Annotated in this window: 17 protein-coding genes; 7 read left to right on the top strand and 10 right to left on the bottom strand. The window is 34.7% G+C overall.

Going from position 1 to position 21,582, the window contains the following annotated elements:
- Positions 1 to 45 precede the first annotated feature (45 nt).
- Positions 46 to 3,420, bottom strand: a complete 3,375-nt coding sequence (mfd, locus tag BMW63_RS01470) for a transcription-repair coupling factor (protein WP_074720513.1) — start codon at positions 3,418 to 3,420, stop codon at positions 46 to 48.
- On the bottom strand, positions 3,413 to 4,024 hold the full coding sequence (locus BMW63_RS01465; RefSeq protein WP_074720512.1) for a DUF3450 domain-containing protein: 612 nt from the start codon (positions 4,022 to 4,024) through the stop codon (positions 3,413 to 3,415). The genes mfd and BMW63_RS01465 overlap by 8 nt, the downstream gene beginning before the upstream one ends.
- 225 nt (positions 4,025 to 4,249) lie before the next feature.
- Here BMW63_RS01465 and BMW63_RS01460 point away from each other — a divergent pair, with 225 nt between their 5' ends.
- Positions 4,250 to 5,188 (top strand): L-threonine 3-dehydrogenase, encoded by a 939-nt coding sequence (locus BMW63_RS01460; protein WP_074720509.1) that lies wholly within the window; start codon positions 4,250 to 4,252, stop codon positions 5,186 to 5,188.
- Between the two features lie 69 nt (positions 5,189 to 5,257).
- Here the strand turns inward: BMW63_RS01460 and BMW63_RS18520 are convergent, their stop codons facing one another.
- A complete protein-coding gene (locus BMW63_RS18520; protein ID WP_262488705.1) occupies positions 5,258 to 5,386 on the bottom strand; it encodes a hypothetical protein in 129 nt (42 codons plus the stop codon).
- Positions 5,387 to 5,554: 168 nt separating this feature from the next.
- On the opposite strand from BMW63_RS18520, the gene BMW63_RS01455 reads away from it, so the two are divergent.
- Positions 5,555 to 5,932 (top strand): hypothetical protein, encoded by a 378-nt coding sequence (locus BMW63_RS01455; protein ID WP_074720507.1) that lies wholly within the window; start codon positions 5,555 to 5,557, stop codon positions 5,930 to 5,932.
- 181 nt (positions 5,933 to 6,113) lie between these two features.
- Here BMW63_RS01455 and BMW63_RS01450 read toward each other — a convergent pair whose 3' ends face one another.
- The 4 genes from BMW63_RS01450 to BMW63_RS01435 form a co-directional block, all read right to left on the bottom strand.
- Entirely contained in the window at positions 6,114 to 7,367 is a 1,254-nt protein-coding gene (locus tag BMW63_RS01450; RefSeq protein ID WP_074720505.1) for an NAD(P)/FAD-dependent oxidoreductase, read from the bottom strand.
- A 120-nt stretch (positions 7,368 to 7,487) separates the two neighbouring features.
- Positions 7,488 to 7,883 (bottom strand): hypothetical protein, encoded by a 396-nt coding sequence (locus tag BMW63_RS01445; protein ID WP_074720503.1) that lies wholly within the window; start codon positions 7,881 to 7,883, stop codon positions 7,488 to 7,490.
- A gap of 29 nt (positions 7,884 to 7,912) precedes the next feature.
- On the bottom strand, positions 7,913 to 9,784 hold the full coding sequence (locus tag BMW63_RS01440) for a M1 family metallopeptidase (protein WP_074720501.1): 1,872 nt from the start codon (positions 9,782 to 9,784) through the stop codon (positions 7,913 to 7,915).
- A gap of 61 nt (positions 9,785 to 9,845) precedes the next feature.
- On the bottom strand, positions 9,846 to 11,471 hold the full coding sequence (locus BMW63_RS01435) for a S8 family peptidase (protein WP_074720499.1): 1,626 nt from the start codon (positions 11,469 to 11,471) through the stop codon (positions 9,846 to 9,848).
- A 358-nt stretch (positions 11,472 to 11,829) separates the two neighbouring features.
- Here BMW63_RS01435 and BMW63_RS01430 point away from each other — a divergent pair, with 358 nt between their 5' ends.
- Positions 11,830 to 13,824, top strand: a complete 1,995-nt coding sequence (locus tag BMW63_RS01430) for a T9SS type A sorting domain-containing protein (RefSeq protein WP_074720497.1) — start codon at positions 11,830 to 11,832, stop codon at positions 13,822 to 13,824.
- Between the two features lie 75 nt (positions 13,825 to 13,899).
- Here BMW63_RS01430 and BMW63_RS01425 read toward each other — a convergent pair whose 3' ends face one another.
- On the bottom strand, positions 13,900 to 14,757 hold the full coding sequence (locus tag BMW63_RS01425; protein ID WP_074720495.1) for an MBL fold metallo-hydrolase: 858 nt from the start codon (positions 14,755 to 14,757) through the stop codon (positions 13,900 to 13,902).
- Positions 14,758 to 15,016: 259 nt separating this feature from the next.
- Between BMW63_RS01425 and BMW63_RS01420 the strand changes: the two genes are divergently transcribed.
- The 4 genes from BMW63_RS01420 (at position 15,017) to sufD (ending at position 19,113) form a co-directional block, all read left to right on the top strand.
- Positions 15,017 to 15,346, top strand: a complete 330-nt coding sequence (locus BMW63_RS01420; RefSeq protein WP_074720493.1) for a HesB/IscA family protein — start codon at positions 15,017 to 15,019, stop codon at positions 15,344 to 15,346.
- A 111-nt stretch (positions 15,347 to 15,457) separates the two neighbouring features.
- A complete protein-coding gene (gene sufB, locus BMW63_RS01415; RefSeq protein WP_074721126.1) occupies positions 15,458 to 16,906 on the top strand; it encodes a Fe-S cluster assembly protein SufB in 1,449 nt (482 codons plus the stop codon).
- 65 nt (positions 16,907 to 16,971) lie between these two features.
- Positions 16,972 to 17,724 (top strand): Fe-S cluster assembly ATPase SufC, encoded by a 753-nt coding sequence (sufC, locus tag BMW63_RS01410; protein WP_074720491.1) that lies wholly within the window; start codon positions 16,972 to 16,974, stop codon positions 17,722 to 17,724.
- Positions 17,725 to 17,796: 72 nt separating this feature from the next.
- Positions 17,797 to 19,113: a Fe-S cluster assembly protein SufD gene (gene sufD / locus BMW63_RS01405; RefSeq protein WP_074720489.1), complete on the top strand. Its 1,317-nt coding sequence runs from the start codon at positions 17,797 to 17,799 to the stop codon at positions 19,111 to 19,113.
- 188 nt (positions 19,114 to 19,301) lie between these two features.
- On the opposite strand, the gene BMW63_RS01400 is transcribed toward sufD, so the two are convergent.
- Entirely contained in the window at positions 19,302 to 19,988 is a 687-nt protein-coding gene (locus BMW63_RS01400; protein WP_074720487.1) for a hypothetical protein, read from the bottom strand.
- A gap of 231 nt (positions 19,989 to 20,219) precedes the next feature.
- Positions 20,220 to 21,566: a serine hydrolase domain-containing protein gene (locus tag BMW63_RS01395; protein WP_074720485.1), complete on the bottom strand. Its 1,347-nt coding sequence runs from the start codon at positions 21,564 to 21,566 to the stop codon at positions 20,220 to 20,222.
- Between the last annotated feature and the right edge of the window lie 16 nt (positions 21,567 to 21,582).

Raw genomic sequence — 21,582 nt, 5'->3', positions numbered from 1 at the left:
ATTTATATAGCTGAGCTTCCCTCTTTCAAAAGAAGGAAGCTTTTTTTATGCTTCTTTCCCTCCCAACATCTCCATCAACTCCAAAGCTTTTCTTGTTGATTTTGCATTATCGAAAGTGATTAGCAGGCGCAAGCCATTTGGCGTTTGTTTCTCTTTCATTTTACAAAGGTCAGTGTGCTTTTGAACAAACTTTATAACATTCTTAAAACGTTGTGATTGATAATAATCAGATTGTTGATCTGATACAAAATAACAAATCATCTTGCCTTGTTTCATCACTAGTTTCTCAATTCCTACTTGAGTCGCAATCCACTTGATACGAATGCTATTCATTAAAGCTATTGCTCGTGGCGGCATTGGACCAAAACGGTCAATCAATTTAGTTTGGAAAATTTGTAATTCCTCTTCGTTTTTTACAGCCGCTAATTCACTATATAAACTCAACCGCTCGCTAATGTTATTGATGTATTCATCGGAGAACAACAACTCAAAATCGGTATCGATTTGCAGGTCTTTTACGTACTCCTTCGTTTCTAAATTATTCTCTGTAGGATACAAATCCTTGAACTCATTTTCCTTTAATTCCTCGATGGCTTCATTCATGATTTTCTGATAGGTATCAAAACCTATTTCGTTTATAAAACCAGATTGTTCACCTCCTAGTAAATCTCCAGCACCACGAATCTCCAAATCTTTCATCGCGATATTAAAACCGCTTCCCAGATCACTGAATTGTTCCAAGGCCTGAATTCTCTTTCTAGCGTCATCTGTCATGGCTGAATACGGCGGACAAATAAAATAACAAAATGCTTTTTTATTGCTTCGCCCTACACGTCCACGCATCTGATGCAAATCAGACAAACCAAAATTATTGGCGTTATTGATAAAAATCGTATTGGCGTTAGGAACGTCTAATCCACTTTCGATAATTGTTGTGGCTACCAAAACATCAAATTCTCCGTTCATGAAAGCCAACATCAATTCTTCCAGTTTTTTCCCTTCCATTTGCCCGTGACCAATTCCTACTCTGGCATTCGGTACCAAGCGCTGAATCATTCCGGCGACTTCTTTTATATTTTCAATTCGGTTATTGATAAAAAATACTTGTCCATTGCGTTGAATTTCATACGAAATTGCATCCCGAATCATCTCTTCGCTAAAACCAACAACATTAGTTTCAATAGGATATCGATTGGGTGGCGGAGTCGTAATTACTGATAAATCACGTGCCGCCATCAAGGAGAACTGCAAGGTTCTCGGTATTGGCGTGGCGGTCAATGTGAGTGTATCTACGTTAGCCGCAATAGTTTTTAATTTGTCTTTTACGTTTACCCCAAACTTTTGTTCCTCATCAACAATCAGCAATCCTAAATCTTTAAAAACTACATTTTTATTCACCAATTGATGCGTTCCTATAACGATATCTAGTTTTCCTTCCGCTAAATCTTTTAAAGTTTCTGCTTTTTGTTTAGCAGTTCTAAATCGGTTTAAATACCCAATGGTAACTGGCATGTCTTTTAATCGTTCCGTAAAAGTTCTATAGTGCTGATACGCTAAAATAGTCGTTGGAACCAGAATAGCGACCTGCTTGCTGTTGTCTACGGCCTTGAAAGCGGCGCGAATTGCCACCTCAGTTTTACCAAAACCTACATCACCGCAGACCAATCGATCCATAGGGCGATCACTTTCCATATCGGCTTTTACTTCCTGAGTAGATTTGGTTTGATCCGGAGTATCCTCATAAATAAAGGAACTTTCTAATTCATTTTGCAAATAACTGTCTGGCGCAAACTGGAATCCTTTGTCCAATCGTCTTTTGGCATACAGCTGAATCAAATTAAATGCGATGTGTTTGACTCTTGCCTTGGTTTTTTGTTTTAGAACTTTCCAAGCATTCGATCCCAACTTATAAATTTTGGGCGGTGTCCCGTCTTTACCCGTATATTTTGAGATTTTGTGCAGCGAATGAATACTCACATACACAATATCATTATCAGCATAAACCAGTTTTATAGCTTCCTGTGTTTTGTTCTCGACTTGTATTTTTTGTAAACCTCCAAAACGTCCTATTCCGTGATCGATATGTGTTACATAATCTCCAACGGACAGCGTTGTCAATTCTTTTAAGGTGATGTTTTGTTTTTTCGAATAGCTGCTCTTAATGTTGAATTTATGATAGCGTTCAAAAATCTGGTGGTCCGTATAGCAGGTAATTTGGTTTTCCTCGTCAATAAAACCTTGGTACAAAGGCAAAACAATCGTATTGTATTGTTTTCGGATATTCTCGGCGTTAGATTCGTCTAAACTTGCAAAAATATCATGAAATCGTTTTGCTTGTCCTTCATTCGAACAAAACAAATAATTCTTGTAACCGTTAAACTGGTTTTCACTCAGGTTGTTCAACAACAAATCAAATTGCTTGTTGAATGACGGTTGTGGCTGAATGTGAAATTCGAATTTATTGGCGATTTTAAAAATCGGTTTAGGACTCAATTCCACGATCGAAAAGTCTAAGGCTCTTTTTATAAAAGTCTTTTGGTTTAAAAACAATTGCTCCGGTGCGGCATGTTTGATGTCTTTTGACAATTTTTCAAAAGCTTCTTCTGCTCTTGCAAATTGCTTGTCTAATTGTGAAAAAAGGTCTTCGGTGTTTTGAATAAACAGCACTGTTTTCTCTGAAATATAATCCAAGAAGCTTTCTCTGTTTTCCTGAAAAACCTTGTTCTCTACATTTGGGATTATCGTAATTTTCTTTTGTTTTTCTATTGACAATTGCGTCGCCACATCAAAACTACGGATGCTCTCGACTTCGTCACCAAAAAACTCGACTCGGTACGGATTATCATTCGAAAAAGAAAACACATCGACGATACCTCCACGAACAGAAAACTCTCCCGGTTCTGTAATAAAATCGACTCTTTTAAATTCATATTCGAATAAAACCTCATTGATAAAATCAATTGAAATCTTATCTCCTACGGACACTTTTAAGGTGTTTTTTTCCAAATCTCTACGAGTTACTACTTTTTCAAATAGTGCTTCGGGATAGCTAACAATAACAGCCGGTTTCTTGCGGGAATTAATTCGGTTCAGTACTTCGGCACGAAGCAAAACATTAGCATTATCCGTATCTTCTATTTGATATGGACGGCGATAAGAGCCCGGATAAAACAGTACATCTTGCTCACCAATCATTTGTTCGAGATCATTCAAATAATAGGCCGCTTCCTCTTTATTGTTTAAAACAATCAGGAACGGAGCATCTGCTTTTTTAAATAACGCTCGTATGATAAAAGAGGCAGCTGATCCCAGCAAGCCATCAAGATGTAATTTTGGTTGATTATTTTCCTGCAAACGGGCAACAATTTGTTGAACTTTAGGAGAACTATCATAGATGTTATATAGGGCAGTTTTACTCAACTTTAGGGGTATTTGGATCAATCATTGTCGGACTACTATTTGGAATTGCTCTGGAGGCATCCATCATTTTCTTTAATTCAGACTCCCCTTCTTCAACGGGAATTTTACTTTTTTCAACAATTTTATCCATTTGTCGCTGTAACGAAGCTAACTCGTTGTTGATTTCAGCAATCAAATGAATCACCTTTTTATCTGGAATAGCATCCAAATGAATGTACAAATCCAGTAGTCTCACTTTAGTAATTAAGGTTGATATTCTGCTTTTAATTTGTGGTTTATCAAATTGAATCGGCAAGTTCTCATTCAGTGCCATTGCTTTTTTAGAAATGGCAGTGGCTTTTTGTTGAAAAGCGCCAATTGTCTTTTTCGGTTTTTGCGCCAGTTCAGCTAAAAACAGACGCAGCTCATTCCACGTAGCCACACTTTCTTCGGCAGTAGTATTTATAGGTGAGTCATAAAAAACCCAGCCTTTATTTATATTCGAAAAAATAACTTCCTTTTTTTTGGCGTCTTTTTCGTTTTCTGCGATCCTTTTTTTGTTGTCATCCTTACAGGAAGAAAAGATAATAAAAAAGAAAAGTAAGTATGATAATTTGAATTTCATTGTGTTTTCATTAAAGCACAAAGTTACAAAGTAAATTTATAAATACAGATTTCAAAATGTGAATTACAAATCAGTTCAAAATACTGTGTTTTTAACATTATTAATGCCAAAAAAGCAGACAAAAAATAACGATTTTAAGTTTTTGCTTGTACAATTAGCAAACTCCTTTTGAAGTGTTTTAGATAAATACGAAAACGTTATCTTAGCTGCTTAAAATTCGATAAAATGAGTACGAAAATATTAATTATAGGCGCTTGTGGACAAATAGGTACCGAATTAACCCATTCTCTGAGAAAAATATATGGAACTGATAATGTAATCGCTTCCGATATTCGAAAACTAAATAACGATGTTGTTAATTCAGGGCCATTTGAAGTAATCAATGCTTTAGATTTCAATCAGATTGAGCATCTTGTGGAAGTTCATAAAATCGATGAAATCTATTTGATGGCGGCATTACTATCAGCAACAGCTGAGAAAAACCCTGCTTTTGCCTGGGATTTAAATATGAATTCTTTATTCCACGTTTTGAATTTGGCTAAAGCCAAAAAGATAAAAAAAATATTCTGGCCATCGAGCATTGCTGTTTTTGGCCCAACAACGCCAAAAGAAAATACGCCACAATATACCATCATGGAACCCTCAACGGTTTACGGAATCAGCAAGCAGTCTGGTGAAAGATGGTGTGAATACTACCATAATATCTTTGGTGTGGATGTAAGAAGCATCCGTTACCCGGGATTAATAAGCTATTCTTCTCCTCCTGGTGGTGGAACGACGGATTATGCTGTGGATATTTTTCACAAAGCATTGACCGATAAAAAATACGAGTGCTTTTTATCTTCAGAAACTAAAATGCCCATGATGTATATGGATGATGCTATTGCTGCAACAATCCAGATTATGCAAGCGCCGGCAGAACAGATTAAAATCCGTTCTTCGTACAATTTAGCGGCAATGAGCTTTACGCCAACAGAAATCGCAGCGGAGATCAAAAAACACATTCCTGAATTTACGATTACTTATGAACCAGACTTCCGTCAAAAAATTGCTGATAGCTGGCCCGCGAGTATTGATGATGATTTTGCCAGAAAGGACTGGAATTGGAAACATAAATATGACTTGGAATCCATGACAGTGGATATGCTGGAGCATTTAAAATAGTCCGAAAACATAAGAACCTAAAAAAAGTCTAGTTTTAAGAACTAGACTTTTTTTAGGTTTATAAATTATTTACTTCCCTTCATACGTATTATTAGCCGCTTTTACGTCAGCCATGAATTCGCTCGGATCGATGGTAATTTTCTTAATTGTACTTTTTGCTTTAATAATGGTAAAGTCATGTGTTGCGGAATTATGCATTAATCTCTTTTCAACCAATTGTTTTTCTGTGAATTCATTTAAAATTCAGTTGCTCTTCGATTTTATTGTGCCCCTTATTTTTAAAATTTGCTTTTAAGCCTAAATCATAATCTTAACCCAAAAAATAACATTAGCTGCCTATTAAGGTTATCTTTAAAGAAAAATATTATGTCAGAAAAAAATAAAAAGCAGTTTGGTGTATGGATGGATACTAATCATGCAACCATTGTGGGAAGAGAAAATGTTGACAATGGGGATTTCGTAGTTTTGGGACATGTAGAGACTGAAGATGCAGGGCACAATTCAAGTGAAAAAACAGCTAACAATCAAGAAATTGGCTTAACGCAAAAGTTTTTCAAGGAGATCGCCAGCAAGATGCCAAATGTTGATGAAATTCATCTAACAGGAACTGGCCAGATTCAAGAACAATTTACTAAGTTTCTAGCTGAAACTCCTCAGTATAAAAATGCTGTATCAACTGACAGTACATCCAATAAAATGAGTGATGAGAACCTAGTTACTTTTATTGCGAATTATTTTGAATAGTTAAATCCAGAAATTGAAAATAAAACCCCTCGAATACTTTTGTCTTCGGGGGGTTTTACTTTGAAAATAATGCGAGTTGTGAAATTGGAAAAACTCAAACTGCTACTTGTTTGCAACGAGTATAAGCTTATAATAAAAAAGAAATTCTTGCGCTTTAAATACTGTCCTACTGCTAGAGCATTTAGTTTTTTTGGTGCTCTGAAATTATCAAGTCGGCTACCAAGCGCCCCGATTTCATAGCTGCGTTTATAGAGCCGTTTAACAAATGGTCGCCACAGCAATATAAATTGTCTTTGATTTTCATGTCATCAATTGTCAAATCATCTTTAAGAACTTTGAGATTTGGTAATGCATATTTAACTTTATAAGTCTTCAAGTGTGACCAATCTTCTACTTTTTTTCCAAACCAAGGCTCTAGTTCCTCTTTGATTTTTTCAGCTAATTCCTGTTCGTCCAAATCTAAAATACCATTGCAAGACACCGAAATTAAAACTTTCCCTGCGGGTGCATAAGCTTTACTGACGTTTGTCATTACCGTCAAGTTGTTTACCACTTTTTTATTTTTCGAGGCGTTTAGAATGACAACTGCTTTGTTTGAAGGTGCAATAGTAGCTTGAAAGTACACATTAGTAACAGAATGATGTTGGGTCTCAACATTTTTTTTTAATTTCGAAATAAGATCATTCGCCTCGGTCGCAACTATAATAATATCCGATTTTATTTCAGTACCTGAGCTGGTAAAAATGGTATTTTCACGAATGTCAGTGACTTTTGTATTATACAAAAAAGAATCGAGAGGCAATTGACTTGCTAGTTGCTTTGGAATTTCTTCCATACCTAATGCGGGAACGGCAGCGTCACCCTCGGAAAACATTTTCATTACGAAATCAAACATCCTGTTAGGCGTTGTTAAATTGTTTTCGAGAAAAATTCCTGAAAAAAAAGGTTTAAAAAAACGGTTAATCATTTTAGAACTGAATCCGTAATTTTTCAATTGCTCTAAGCTTGACTTTTGCTCTTGCAAAAAGATCGCTTTGATTGATTTATTGATTAATTTTTGCTTCAATAAAAAAGTATTGAATTTATCTTTCAAGGATCCAACCGGTGCAAACGCAGTAGCTAGCAAAGCGGAAGGCCTTCTAAACGGATCAGCGATTTCAAATTGACCACCATCATAAAGTACAGTTGCTCCTGGCAAAAATATTTTTAGTTGTAATGCCTCATAATCCAATAGCATTTTCGCTTCTGGATAGGAAGTAAGCAAAACCTGAAAACCGCGATCAAGCTTAAATCCATCGATACTATCTGTCTTTATTCTCCCGCCTGCCCTATCACTAGCTTCTATAATTTTTACAGAAAAACCTTGACGATGCAAGTGCAATCCTGCTGAAAGCCCCGAAATTCCTGCGCCAATAATTGTTATAGTTGGATTCATATCTTATTTATAAAATCGTTTGTTACAAATTTAGTGTTTCCTTTTGTCGAACACAATACTCTCTTTTTCCTAAACATAAAAAAGGCCGCAAAATATATATTTTGCGACCTTTTGCTTTTACTATAGAATTCTGTTTTTTGTAAACATCGTGCGCAATTTGGTAAATTCTGATTCTGATTTTACTTCTAATAAATCACGGGTTTTTCCGTTCTTTAATTCTATAAAATATTTTTTTCTTCCTAAAAAAATCCGCTGATTCAATCCTTTTATTTGATCGATAGGTATTTTTTCTCTTGTTGATTTTTTAAAAATAGAATTATAAAGTATCACAATTGAAACAACTCCTAATACCAACCATATTATTTTCATGAAACCAAAGCTTGCTTTAATATCTGATAAATTTAGAATCGCATTCAGTAGATTTAAAACCATCAGAAAGTTAAGTAAGAAGACATAGTTTTTAAGTCCGTCCTTAATCTCGATGGATTTATTAGATTCGTTATAGTTAATATTCATGAACCACTACTTAAATTCAGTACTACTATTTATTGTTTGAAAACGTTATTTTCTTGTTTCACATCAGCCATTAATCCACTCGGATCGATAGTGATTTTCTTTACCGTACTTTTTGCTTTATCAATAGTAAAATCGTAATTAGATGCTGCCCAAGTCCAGTCGTTCAATACCGTTCTTTTTACTGCAGGATTTGGATTTTCTTTCTCGAAACTCATCAAACGTAAAGGAACATAAAAACTTTCAGTAGTTCCATCAGTATACTCTACTAATAAGTCGATTGGCATTGGCATTCTACCAATTCTTTCTAAACTAACTGTAGTTTTGTCGCCGTTATCCGTTACCGCTTTGATACCATAATCAATCGTGTTCAACGTTTGTGTCCAGTCTAGTAAATACCAATCTAAATTAGCGCCTGAAACACGTTCAGCAGTTCTTTTGATATCATTAGGTGTAGGATGTTTGAATTTAAAATCATGAAAATACCTTTTGATGGTTTCTGCTAATTTATCTTTTCCAATCACATAATTTAATTGTGACAAAAAGATACTTCCTTTTACATAAGAAGAAATACTATAGGGTCTGTTTTCATCATAACGATCTCCATGAGTCGTTTGTGGTTGCTCTTTCCCTGAATTCACTAAACTATAATAAGCCTTGTAATTTCCTTCAAAAGGGTTTTCCACTTTTTTATCAGAGAATTCATTTTCCGCTAAATCTGAAACATAGGTTGTAAACCCTTCGTCCATCCATGGATGCTTAGACTCATTTGAAGCCAAAACGTGTTGGAACCAAGAATGTCCCATTTCATGCGTAGCCGTTCCAAAAACCCCTTCAAGAGTTCCATTTCCTAGCATCAAAGTACACATCGCATATTCCATTCCGCCATCACCACCTTGGATAAATGAATATTGTTTGTACGGATAGTTCCCAATATTTTTATTGAAAAAATCCATTACATTGACCATCATAGGCTGCAATTTTTTCCAATTTTCAATAGTCTTTGGATAGTTTTTATAAAGGAAGTGTAAGTCAACATCATTTGGTCCTTTTACGATGTCGTGCATGTAGTTTTTGTCAGCAGCCCAAGCAAAATCATGAACCATTGGCGCTACAAAATGCCAAGTCAACATTTTTAGTTTCTTAGGATAGTTTACGTTAACACCCGCGTCTTCGTATCCGTGTCCAATTTCGTTTTGGTTTTGTAAATACCCTGAACCTCCCAAAGTATAGTCTTTGTCAATTGTAATATTAACATCAAAATCTCCCCAAACACCGTGAAATTCTCTAGCGATATAAGGATCAGCATGCCAACCTTCAAAATCAAATTCGGCCATTTTTGGATACCATTGTGCCATTGATAACTCAACTCCTTCTGAATTATTTCTACCAGAACGACGAATTTGTACAGGAACCTGTCCGTCAAAATCTAAGGTAAAAGTAGTTTTGCTATTTGGCAGAATTGGCTTAGCCAAAGTAACTTCAAGAATAGTACTTACTGTTTTTGTTTCAGCGGCAACACCATCTTGCTTAAAATTAGAAATTTTTAAATACCCAATTTCATCTGGCTTTAACCCTTCGATACGACTTACTTTAACCTCTTTACCATCTACTTTTACTTTGTTTACCATTCTCCCATCAGGATCTTTGATGCTATGTAATCGTGCATCCATCTCGCTTCCTGGTTGAAAAGCATTATTGAATAAATGATAATACACTTTTCTCAAAGTGTCTGGCGAATTATTAGTGTAAACTAATTCTTGCTTCCCTTTGTATTGATAGTTTTTAACGTCCATCGCAACGTCCATCTTGTAGTCAACATGTTGTTGCCAATAAACCGTGCTTTGCGCAGAGACGGCTCCTAAATTGAAAGTAATAAAAGAAATTAAAAGTAGTTTTTTCATGGTATTTAAATAAAAAAATGGAAGGACAATTGTCCTTCCATTGGATTTGTAACTATTCTATTTATTTTTTTGACATTTTATCCGCCATTAACAAGGCGTTGTATGCATTTACTATTTTTCCTGATTTAGACAAAGTAGTAAAAGAACGGCTGTCTTTTGGATTTCCTCCTACAACAACCTCTTCAGTAATCGCTACACCTGAATCCATCAAAATGTGTTTTACTTGCGATGCCGTTAAGCTTGGATAATAAGAACGAATTATAGCAGCAACCCCAGCAACGTTTGGCGATGCCATTGATGTTCCTTGCAAGTATTTGTAAGTGTCGTTTGGCGTTGTAGCATATATTTTTACACCTGGTGCAAAAACATCAACATTCACTTTCCCAATGTTAGAGAAACGCGCCACCACTTTATCACCATACTCAAAATTCAAAGCACCGATGGTAATCATATTGTCCGCAAATTCTGTTTTTTTATCATCAGAATCATTAGGAAAATTATCATTACTGTCAATATCTTTTGCGTCATTCCCAGCAGCGTGTACAATTAGAACGTCTTTCTTTTCAGCATATTTAATGGCATCATAGACCCATTGTTTGTGAGGAGAAAAACTTTTTCCGAAACTTCCGTTGATTACTTTCGCTCCGTTATCAACTGCGTAACGAATTCCAAGTGCGATATCTTTATCATATTCGTCTCCGTCTGGCACAGCACGAACTGTCAAAATTTCAACATTATTTGCAATTCCGTCACCCCCAATAGTGTTATTTCTAACTTGAGCAACGATTCCTGCAACGTGAGTTCCGTGAAGGATTTTTTCCTTGTCTGGTCCCATTACGTTATTATTCCCGTATTTTGTGTCCGATAAATCGTTTGGGTTATCACCAACAATGTCTCTGTAATTTTGTTTTAGATTATCTCCATTAAGAAGGGCAGACATTTCATCAATATCACCTTGAATTGCTTTTTCTAGATCAACTATACTCATTCCATAAGAAAGCATTCTTTGCATTGTTACTTTACTTTCTAATACTGAAGTGTCTTTCGAATCAATTGCATTTACTTCGTCAATAGTATAAACACGCTTCGCTAAATGCTTTTCGATAACAGCATCAGCACTTGCTGTAGTAGTTAGCAGTCCCTCTAAACGCGTCTTCCCTGCTTGTGCTTTGGCTATTTTTTCATCATTGATTTTCTTCGCTTCTTGATACGTTACTTCATCTACCAAGTTTTTGTCCTTGATGATTCTTTCGTATTCTAGATTTTCTTTAGTGATGTCTCCAAGAAAATTCCAACCATGAATATCATCTACATAACCGTTATTGTCATCATCAATTCCGTTACCCGCAATTTCTTTTGAGTTGGTCCAAATTACTGATTTTAGATCTTCATGTTCAATATCAACACCTGAATCTACAATTCCAACAATAACTTTTACTCCCTTTTTATCTTTTAGAAGTTCCGCATAAGCCCTGTCCACACTCATTCCCGGAATTGTATCATTTACGATGTCTAAATGACTCCAACGTTTTAATTCATTTTCTTTTAAAGCGGCGTTCTTTTTAACATTTAAAGGGGCAGTAATTGCCGTTAAAGAACTAAAACTTGAAACTTGTTTTTGAGCTCCACATCCAGCCAAAACCAACACGGCAAAGGCAGAAAGGCAAATCGGTTTAATACTATTCATCTATCTAATTATTTATTTGAATTTGAAATATTGGTCTAAAATAAAATATTTCTCTGAATTACGGACTATGTTAACATGAATTTAGTGATTTTGTCACCTGCTTACCCTACTCAACAAAAACAAAAAACAGCCTGATTTACAATTTAAAACTTTAAATAATTAGGTCCACTTAACACTTTATTTCTTTGCTTTTTTTATCGAAAAAAACTTTAAACGGAACTATTTCCGTCATTAAAAATATTGAATTTGAAGAGTCAACATCAAAAACAGCACAATCATTATTTTCTTGTTAAAAAAACAAGGGAAATCTTTTTTTAAACCCCGCAAAATCAGTAGTTTCGCGCAAAAAATATAAACTATGAGAAAAGCTCTACTTTTATTATGCGCATTGCTGTCGCTCAATGCATTTTCACAAACCAATCTAGTACCCAATGGGAATTTTGAAAATTGGTCTTCTTCCTCTCAGCCTGATAGTTGGTATGGTTATTTTAGCGGTATTCTTTCACAAAGCTCTATAGCTCAAAATGGGAGTTCTAGTACAAATATGAAAATCGCTACTGGTACACTTAATTTTATGAATAGTGAATTTTTTCCTGTCACAATTAACAAAACATACAGAATCACACTTTATCATAAATTAGTTTCTGGAACTTTTTCTGCTATCGATTTAAGTTTGTACCACAAACCAGGTACATTTAAATCTGAAATCATCAAAAAAACAGATGCCACATTTTCTAGCAGCGAATGGCGCAAAATAGAATTTGAATACACTGCAACTGTTAGTGAAAATATCGAAGTAGATGTATGGACAACGGGAACGGAAAATTCAGAGATTTTAGTAGATAATGTTTCTGTGGTTGATGTAGCCGATGTTCCTGTGCAATACACGCTAATTCCTGATGCCAAATTCGAAGCTAAATTAATCGCATTGGGTATTGATTCTGGCATAGCTGATGGAAAAGTGTTGACTTCTAAAATTAACACCGTAGCTTCCTTAGACGTTTCTAATAGTACCATTTCAGATTTAACAGGAATTCAGGATTTTGTGGCTTTGTCAAATTTAGATTGTTCTAAGAATTCATTAACCGTTCTTGATGTTTCAAAAAATATTTCTTTGTTTGGTTTAAATTGTTTTGCTAATAAATTAACAACTATTGATGTTACACATAATATCAAATTAGCTGTTTTAAACTTGGGAGGAACAACGTATGGTAGATATACAAATCTAAATAATATAGCAACTTTTGACATTTCGCACAATTTGGAGCTTGAGTACTTAAACTGTACCGGGATTAACCTCCAAAGCATCAATGTTAGTTTGAACAAAAAATTAACGCATCTTATACTTTCATCAAATCAATTATCAACTTTAGAAGTAAATAGTAATACTGCTTTGATCCAATTTTATTGTGATTCAAATCAATTGTTAACTTTAGACGTAACTAAAAATACAGCTTTAACTTCACTGTACTGCTCTAAAAATCTATTAACAACTTTGAATATTTCTCAAAATTTGCAGTTAGATAAATTATATACAAATAACAATCAATTAACGAGTTTAGATGTTTCAAAAAACTTAAATCTGACGGTAATAAATTGCGGAAGCAATGAAATTTCAAGTTTAGATATTTATGATAATTTACTTTTAACAATGTTAAATTGTGGAAATAATAATCTAACAAGTTTAAACACTTCAAAAAACACTGCCTTAATAAATTTTTACTGCCATTATAATTCGATAACAGCATTAAACATTACAACTAACGTCAATTTAGTTGGCTTTATGTGTCATTTCAACAAATTATCTGAAATTGATGTCTCTAAAAACTCCAAGCTAGAAATGTTTGACTGTCTTGACAATCAACTTGTTTCTCTTGACATATCCAATAACCCAAAAGTAACAGAATTAGCTTGTGAGAATAACAAATTAAGATATCTAAATCTAAAAAATGGCGCAAATACAATTTTAGATCTCACCTTTTCTAATTTTATAAACAACCCTAACCTAACCTGCATACAGGTCGATGATGTTGATTATGCTAGCACTAATTGGTCTGGTATAAAAGATAACACAGCGACATATTCGTCTACATGCGTACTTGGTCTTGAAGATGCTGTTTTTGATAAAGTCACAGTATATCCAAACCCTACAAAAGGCGAGGTTAACATTAATAACATCAGCTTAGAAAAAATAACAGTATACAATTCAGTAGGACAAATGATGAAATCTATCCTTAATGATTCAGCTAACATAAATCACAAAATCGATTTGTCTGGCTTGCCAAAAGGAATTTACTATATGTACTTGATAAATGAAACTACTGCTTCAGTAAAAAAAATAATCCTAGAATAATTACAATTATTTAAACAAAAAAATCCCATTTTCAAATTAATGAAAACGGGATTTTTTTATCGGTGATTTCGAAATTTAAAGAATTTCATCCGCCTTATAAACCTCTTTCAATCGCACTCCTTTTTCGGTATGTTGTACGGTAATAATCTCGTTGTGCGCATCGTGTTCCAGGAATAAGTAGTAATCATTATCGGCAGCTGCATTCAGGAACTTCGTTTTCTCCGGCATCGTTAACAAGGGTCTGGTATCGTATCCCATTACATAAGCAACCGGAATGTGTCCAGCTGTCGCCAATAAATCAGCACAAAAAATAATTGTTTTGTCTTTGTATTGAATGTGCGGAATCATTTGCTTCTCGGTATGACCATCAGCAAAGAAAATGCCAAAACCTAATTCTGATTGTTCCAGAAAATCACCTTCGGGTCTTTTGATAAAATTCAACTGCCCACTTTCTTGCATTGGTAAAATATTTTCCGACAAAAAAGAAGCCTTTTCTCTCGGATTGGGTTTTGTGGCCCATTCCCAATGATTTTCGTTAGACCAAAACTTAGCGTTTTTAAAAGCGGGATCGTAGCCTGTTTTTTCCTTGTTCCATTGCACACTTCCTCCACAATGGTCAAAATGCAAATGCGTCATAAAAACATCGGTAATATCATCACGGCTAAAACCATATTTTGCCAATGATTTATCCATAGAATGAGAACCCCAAAGCGAATAGTAGCCAAAGAATTTCTCTGATTGCTTGTCTCCCATTCCGGTATCGATTAAAATTAATCGGTTACCATCTTCAATAAGCAGGCATCTTGCTGCGATATCGATTAAATTATTAGCATCGGCTGGATTGGTACGGCTCCAAATGGTTTTTGGTACAACACCAAACATTGCGCCACCATCTAATTTAAAATTTCCGGTCTCGATAGGATATAGTTTCATTTTTTTGAATTGAAAGATTAAAAAATTGAAGAATTAAAAGATTCTAATTAGATCGTCCTATCCATTAACAAATAAGAGACTTTCCTTTAAATCTTCGTCTTTTCCATAATTAGATTGCAATTTATGAAAATTGATCTGCATTAAATGCAATTGCATAGTCTTTTTCTATTTTGTCATTAGTTATAAAAATGTTATCAGTTATGGAAAAAGGTTTTTATATAGTATCTTTGTCGTTAATTTAGACAAAATCAATATAACAATGATACAGGTTTCAGATACTGCCAAAAAGAAAATCATCGATTTGATGAAAGAGGACGGTTTTGACGCTGCTACAGACTACGTTAGAGTAGGTGTAAAAAGTGGCGGATGTTCCGGTTTGTCTTATGATTTAAAATTTGACAAAGCCAAAAGCGAAGACGATAAAATATTCATAGACAACGAAATAACAATTGCAGTGGAAAAAAAATCTTTCCTATATTTAGCCGGAACAATATTAGAGTTCTCTGGCGGAATAAACGGAAAAGGATTCATTTTCAACAATCCTAATGCAAATAGAACATGTGGATGTGGGGAAAGTTTCTCACTTTAATTACACATCGATTAAAAACATAAATTTCACACTATATAGAAATTAAGAAAATGAAGCGCTTACAACGCCCAAATGAAACTTAATTCCTAAATGGTTCTAATTAGAAAAAAAATGTCAAAATACACAGAAGACGATTTAAAAATCGAACTCGAAACTAAAGAATACGAGTACGGATTTTACACCGAATTAGAATCGGATACATTTCCTATTGGCTTAAATGAAGATATCGTTCGCGCTATTTCGCTTAGAAAAGAAGAACCACAATGGATGACAGACTGGCGCATTGACGCTTTTCGTGCTTGGCAAGAAATGATCGAACCAGAATGGGCAAACGTACATTATACTAAACCAGATTTTCAAGCTATTTCTTATTATTCTGCGCCAAAAGCGGTAGATCCTAATAAAACATTAGACGATGTAGATCCAGAACTTTTAGAAATGTATAAAAAGTTAGGTATCTCTGTCGATGAACAAAAGATGATGAATAATGTAGCTATGGATATCGTAGTTGATTCCGTTTCAGTTGCTACAACATTCAAGAAAACATTAGGCGAAAAAGGAATCATCTTTATGAGTATTTCTGAAGCCATTAAAGAGCATCCAGAATTAGTTCGTAAATATTTAGGAACTGTTGTACCACAGAAAGATAATTTTTATGCTGCATTGAATTCAGCTGTTTTCTCTGACGGTTCATTCTGTTATATTCCAAAAGGAGTTCGTTGCCCAATGGAACTTTCGACATACTTTAGAATAAATCAAGCAGGAACAGGTCAATTTGAAAGAACATTACTAATTGCCGATGAAGGAAGTTATGTAAGTTACCTTGAAGGTTGTACTGCACCAAGTCGTGATGAAAATCAATTGCACGCAGCTGTTGTTGAATTAATCGCCTTGGACAATGCCGAAATTAAATATTCTACCGTACAAAACTGGTATCCTGGAAACAAAGAAGGTAAAGGTGGAGTTTTCAATTTTGTGACCAAAAGAGGAATCTGCGAGAAAAACGCAAAAATTTCTTGGACACAAGTAGAAACGGGTTCTGCCGTAACTTGGAAATATCCATCTGTTATATTAAAAGGAGACAATTCAGTAGGGGAGTTTTACTCGATTGCTGTTACCAATAACTTTCAACAGGCTGATACTGGAACTAAAATGATCCATTTAGGAAAAAACACTAAATCGACTATTATTTCTAAAGGTATTTCAGCTGGACAATCACAAAATAGTTATAGAGGTTTAGTTCGTATTTCGCCTAATGCCGATAACGCAAGAAACTTTTCACAATGTGATTCCTTATTAATGGGTAACAACTGTGGAGCGCATACTTTTCCTTATATCGAAAGCAAAAATCCATCAGCAAAAATTGAACATGAGGCAACAACTAGTAAAATTGGTGAAGACCAAGTTTTCTATTGTAACCAACGTGGAATTCCAACTGAAAAGGCAATTGCTTTAATCGTGAATGGTTTCAGTAAAGATGTACTGAACAAGTTACCGATGGAGTTTGCTGTGGAAGCACAGAAATTATTGGAAATATCTCTTGAAGGATCTGTAGGATAATTTTCCTATTGCAAAAAGAGAACTAAATGAATCTTAATACCTTAATGGTTTAAAATAAAAAACTAATGTTAAGCATAAAAAATTTACACGCCTCCATTGGAGATAAAGAAATATTAAAAGGAATTAATCTTGAAGTAAAAGCAGGAGAAATTCATGCGATAATGGGACCAAACGGTGCAGGAAAAAGTACGCTTGCGTCCATCATTGCAGGAAATGAAAACTACGAAGTAACCGAAGGTGCAATCTCTTTAGACGGAGAAGATCTAAGTGAATTAGCTCCAGAAGAAAGAGCGCATAAAGGAGTATTCCTTTCTTTTCAATACCCTGTTGAAATTCCAGGAGTATCGGTAACGAACTTCATCAGAACAGCAATCAACGAAACTCGTAAAGCAAACGGACAGGAAGAAATGCATGCTAACGAAATGCTAAAAGTGATTCGTGAAAAATCAGAATTATTAGAAATTGACCGTAAATTTCTTTCTCGTTCTCTTAACGAAGGATTTTCAGGTGGAGAGAAAAAACGTAATGAGATTTTTCAAATGGCAATGTTAGAGCCAAAATTAGCTATCCTTGACGAAACTGATTCTGGATTAGATATCGATGCCTTGCGTATCGTAGCTAACGGAGTTAATAAATTAAAAAGCGACAAAAACGCAATCGTAGTAATCACGCATTACCAACGTTTATTAGATTATATCGTTCCTGATTTCGTTCATGTTTTACTTAACGGTAAAATTGTAAAATCTGGAGACGCTTCTTTGGCTTTAGAACTAGAAGAAAAAGGATACGACTGGATCAAACAAGAACAAGAAGCATAAATTAGTTAACAGTTTTCAGTTAGCAGTTTTCAAAACTTATAACTCATAACTCACAACTCATAACTAAACAAAATGGATTTGAAAGAAAAATTAATCTCGTCTTTTATGGCTTTTGAAGAGCGCCTTGATGTTCACTCTGAACTTCATGATGTACGAACTTCGGCTATAAAAAACTTTGAAAATAAAGGGTTCCCAACTAAGAAAGATGAAGCTTGGAAATATACTTCGCTAAACGCTCTCTTAAAAAACGACTTTACCGTTTTCCCTAAAAAAGAAAACAGTATTCAATATTCTGATGTAAAAAAATATTTTTTACACGAAGTAGACACTTACAAAGTAGTATTTATTGATGGTATTTTCAGTTCGTACTTATCGTCTACGACTCACGAAGGAATCGATGTTTGCTTAATGTCTTCGGCATTGAACAAACCAAAATACAAGATGATTATTGACAATTACTATAATCAAATTGCCAACAAAGAGGAAAGTTTAACTTCATTGAATACGGCTTTTGCCACTGAAGGAGCTTATATCAACATTCCCAAAAGCAAAGTCGCAGACAAACCTATTGAGATCATGTTTTTCTCAACAGGAAATGAGTCTGCGCTAATGGTGCAACCAAGAAACTTAGTGATTGTAGGTGAAAATTCACATGTTCAAATTATTGAGCGTCACCAAAGTTTGACTGAAAACCCAGTATTGACCAATTCAGTTACTGAGATTTTTGCTCAAAAACGTGCCATAGTGGACTTCTACAAAATTCAAAATGACAAGCTAACCGCTAACTTGATTGACAACACTTATGTGTCTCAAAAACAAGAAAGTAGTGTAGCAGTTAATACTTTTTCTTTTGGAGGAAACCTAACTAGAAACAACTTGAACTTCTACCATTTTGGAGAAAGAATCGTAAGTTACTTAAACGGAATTACGATTATTGGAGAAAAACAGCACGTAGACCATTATACTTTGGTACAACATGCCACTCCTAATTGTGAAAGCCACCAAGATTACAAAGGAATCTTTTCTGACCGTTCCACCGGTGTTTTCAATGGGAAGATTTTCGTAGAAAAAGAAGCGCAGAAAACCAACGCATTCCAAAAAAGCAACAACATTCTATTGAGTGATAAAGCGACTATAAACGCTAAACCACAATTAGAGATTTTTGCTGATGATGTAAAATGTTCACACGGTTGTACCATCGGACAGTTAGATGAAACCGCTATGTTCTACATGCAACAACGTGGAATTCCACAAAAAGAAGCCAAAGCTTTATTGATGTACGCATTCTCGAATGCCGTTATCGAAAGCATAAAAATACCAGAATTAAAACAAAGAATCACTAAAATTATCGCCAACAAATTAGGCGTTAAAATTGGATTTGATTTATAGTTTTTAACCGCAAAGGTAAATAAGGAATATGCAAAGGGCGCAAAGTTTAGTAAAACTTTGCGCCCTTTATTCTTTATAATATATCTCATGCTCAGAAACTAATCCATTCATTTGCTATGTTTTATATAGTCTCTAAAAAACAAGACTATAAAAAGATGCCGCTATTAACGGAGCTACAAAAACAATTTTTAATTAATGACGTAATCAATTATAATTTGTTCTGTTACTTGACCATCAGCAGTGTGGACAACTTTTATCGGGCCGATACCTTTGGCATACCAATAAAGAGTCTCTGTAACTGTACTTTGCCCTTGAATAATAACATCTTGTCTATATCTCGATTTAATAATATTTGTATACACCTTATCATTAATTGTAAGGCTTGCATTCTTATCTAAAATAGTGCCCACATATTTTATTTCCATATTTGCTGAAACACTTTGACCACTTACTATATAAGTTACTTTTACAGCAGTAGTTCCACTCCATTGCTCATTAATAGCTAAATTGTCCTTGAAAACTGGCAACTCATAACTATTCATTTTAATATTAATGCCACTTTCAGTAATATCTAAAGCACCAATTTTAAGATAATAAGTGCGGTCTTTTTTTGCTACCCAGGATTGCAAATTATATTCATTTTTCTCCGAAGTCTTATAATAAACCACTCCATCAAATTTTTCCGTACCAGTGATTTTAACGGGTGCTGCTAGAGAACCGTTTTCATTATACACCCATTGATTGTTTACAGCCAATGGCCAGTAACTTTCACTAGAAACCTCTGCTGTACCATTGGAAGAAGAATCATCACTAGAACATGACGTAAAAGACAAAAAAGCAATTAGCAAAACTGCTACGAAATAATTTTTTTTCATAATTAGAGTTATTTTTTAAGCAAATATATTAAAATTTAACATTAATTATTAAAAAAAATCTTTCAAATAGTAAAAATAACATTTCCGACAAAAACTTTTACTAAAAGGATAGCAAAGCTTTACCAAACCTCTTAGCGAAGCTCGCGTATTTGCTGTACCTACTTTTTGGTAAAGCTCAGAAATAGTACAATCCTTTCAAACGAAACCTCATGACTTTCACGATTAAAACCTTTACTTCTTCAAACTCCCAATGACTCCTTTCAAAAACCCGTTAAAATCAAACTCTGGATCTTCTTTTAAGCCCATGCGTACGATAACCAAATCCATAGATGGAATAATCGCTACCATCTGCCCTTGAAAACCGCTACAATAAAACATATCGCGCGGTACATCAGGGAATTTCCCGCCGGCATTTAACCAAAATTGCGCTCCATACCCACCGTTTGAAGTAGCGGTCGGAGTTGCCACATATTTTACCCAACTTTCGTCCAGAATCTGTTCCCCATTCCAATTTCCCTTGTTCAAATACAACAAACCAAATTTTGACCAATCGCGCGTTGTTGCCCATCCATACGAAGAACCCACATAATTACCCGCCATATCCGTTTCTAAAACCATCGATTTCATTCCTATTTTATCAATCAAAGCCGAATACCAAAAATCTAAATATTCCTGATGCGTCTTGAATTGCGCTCTTAAAATATAAGACAGTAAATTAGTTGTTCCGGAGGAATAGTTCCAATGGGTATTGGGTGTGAAGGCAGATGGTTTTTCTAATTGTATCCTCCCCATATTTTCTGATTGAAATAACATCGTTGTGGCGTCACAAATCGTACTGTAACTTTCCTCCCAAGCCAACCCAGAATTCATATGTAGCAAATCATTCGTCGTAATTATTCTACGATTATCATTTTTCCATTCTACAATTGGAGCTGGTTTATTAATATCGTACTTCCCTTGTTTTTGAAGGATTCCAAACAGTGTTGCCGTTATACTTTTAGTCATCGACCAGCCGAGAATTTTACTGTCTTTATTGAAACCCGTATCGTATTTCTCTGCTATTATTTTGTCTTTATAAATTACTAATAAAGATCGGGTTCTTTTATTCACTATCCCTTTTTCGTCGAACGCATTGGCTACAGCCGCATTCAATTTAGCATAATCCACATTGCTAAAAACCGTATCCTTTTGCTCTATATCTCCGTAAGGAAAAGTTAGATTGTTTGTTGTTTTATTTCGTTTTGGAATATCATACGGCTTGTTGATATCAAAATCAGCATCTACCAAAGTAACTCCCAAACCTTCGCGGTAAATTGCTTTTCGTTCTTTCAATCCATAAACAGATGCCGTCGCAAATTGTCCGTTTTCATCAATTGTGTTTGTAGCCAAATCAATCATCTTTATATCGTTGTCTCCCTTTTCAATCATTTCCATGGAACGCTGGTCTATAAAATGTCCCGAAGCAATGCTTTTGGCTGAAAAGCCAGAAATCAAATCCAATTTGGGATAGGTTATAAATCCATAATAAAGAATCCCAATAAAAGAGACAAAACCAACAAGTTTGAAGAATTTTTTCATTTGATACTATTTTACT

It is taken from the genome of Flavobacterium frigoris, assembly GCF_900111075.1.
In the GTDB taxonomy this organism is placed as follows: Bacteria; Bacteroidota; Bacteroidia; order Flavobacteriales; family Flavobacteriaceae; genus Flavobacterium; species Flavobacterium frigoris.
This window is presented reverse-complemented; position numbering and strand designations above follow the sequence as displayed.

Coding starts and splice junctions, on each gene's coding strand:
- BMW63_RS01465 (WP_074720512.1), bottom strand. CDS start 4,024: ATGAAATTCAAATTATCATACTTACTTTTCTTTTTTATTATCTTTTCT.
- BMW63_RS01460 (WP_074720509.1), top strand. CDS start 4,250: ATGAGTACGAAAATATTAATTATAGGCGCTTGTGGACAAATAGGTACC.
- BMW63_RS18520 (WP_262488705.1), bottom strand. CDS start 5,386: ATGCATAATTCCGCAACACATGACTTTACCATTATTAAAGCAAAAAGT.
- BMW63_RS01455 (WP_074720507.1), top strand. CDS start 5,555: ATGTCAGAAAAAAATAAAAAGCAGTTTGGTGTATGGATGGATACTAAT.
- BMW63_RS01450 (WP_074720505.1), bottom strand. CDS start 7,367: ATGAATCCAACTATAACAATTATTGGCGCAGGAATTTCGGGGCTTTCA.
- BMW63_RS01445 (WP_074720503.1), bottom strand. CDS start 7,883: ATGAATATTAACTATAACGAATCTAATAAATCCATCGAGATTAAGGAC.
- BMW63_RS01440 (WP_074720501.1), bottom strand. CDS start 9,784: ATGAAAAAACTACTTTTAATTTCTTTTATTACTTTCAATTTAGGAGCC.
- BMW63_RS01435 (WP_074720499.1), bottom strand. CDS start 11,471: ATGAATAGTATTAAACCGATTTGCCTTTCTGCCTTTGCCGTGTTGGTT.
- BMW63_RS01430 (WP_074720497.1), top strand. CDS start 11,830: ATGAGAAAAGCTCTACTTTTATTATGCGCATTGCTGTCGCTCAATGCA.
- BMW63_RS01425 (WP_074720495.1), bottom strand. CDS start 14,757: ATGAAACTATATCCTATCGAGACCGGAAATTTTAAATTAGATGGTGGC.
- BMW63_RS01420 (WP_074720493.1), top strand. CDS start 15,017: ATGATACAGGTTTCAGATACTGCCAAAAAGAAAATCATCGATTTGATG.
- sufB (WP_074721126.1), top strand. CDS start 15,458: ATGTCAAAATACACAGAAGACGATTTAAAAATCGAACTCGAAACTAAA.
- sufC (WP_074720491.1), top strand. CDS start 16,972: ATGTTAAGCATAAAAAATTTACACGCCTCCATTGGAGATAAAGAAATA.
- sufD (WP_074720489.1), top strand. CDS start 17,797: ATGGATTTGAAAGAAAAATTAATCTCGTCTTTTATGGCTTTTGAAGAG.
- BMW63_RS01400 (WP_074720487.1), bottom strand. CDS start 19,988: ATGAAAAAAAATTATTTCGTAGCAGTTTTGCTAATTGCTTTTTTGTCT.
- BMW63_RS01395 (WP_074720485.1), bottom strand. CDS start 21,566: ATGAAAAAATTCTTCAAACTTGTTGGTTTTGTCTCTTTTATTGGGATT.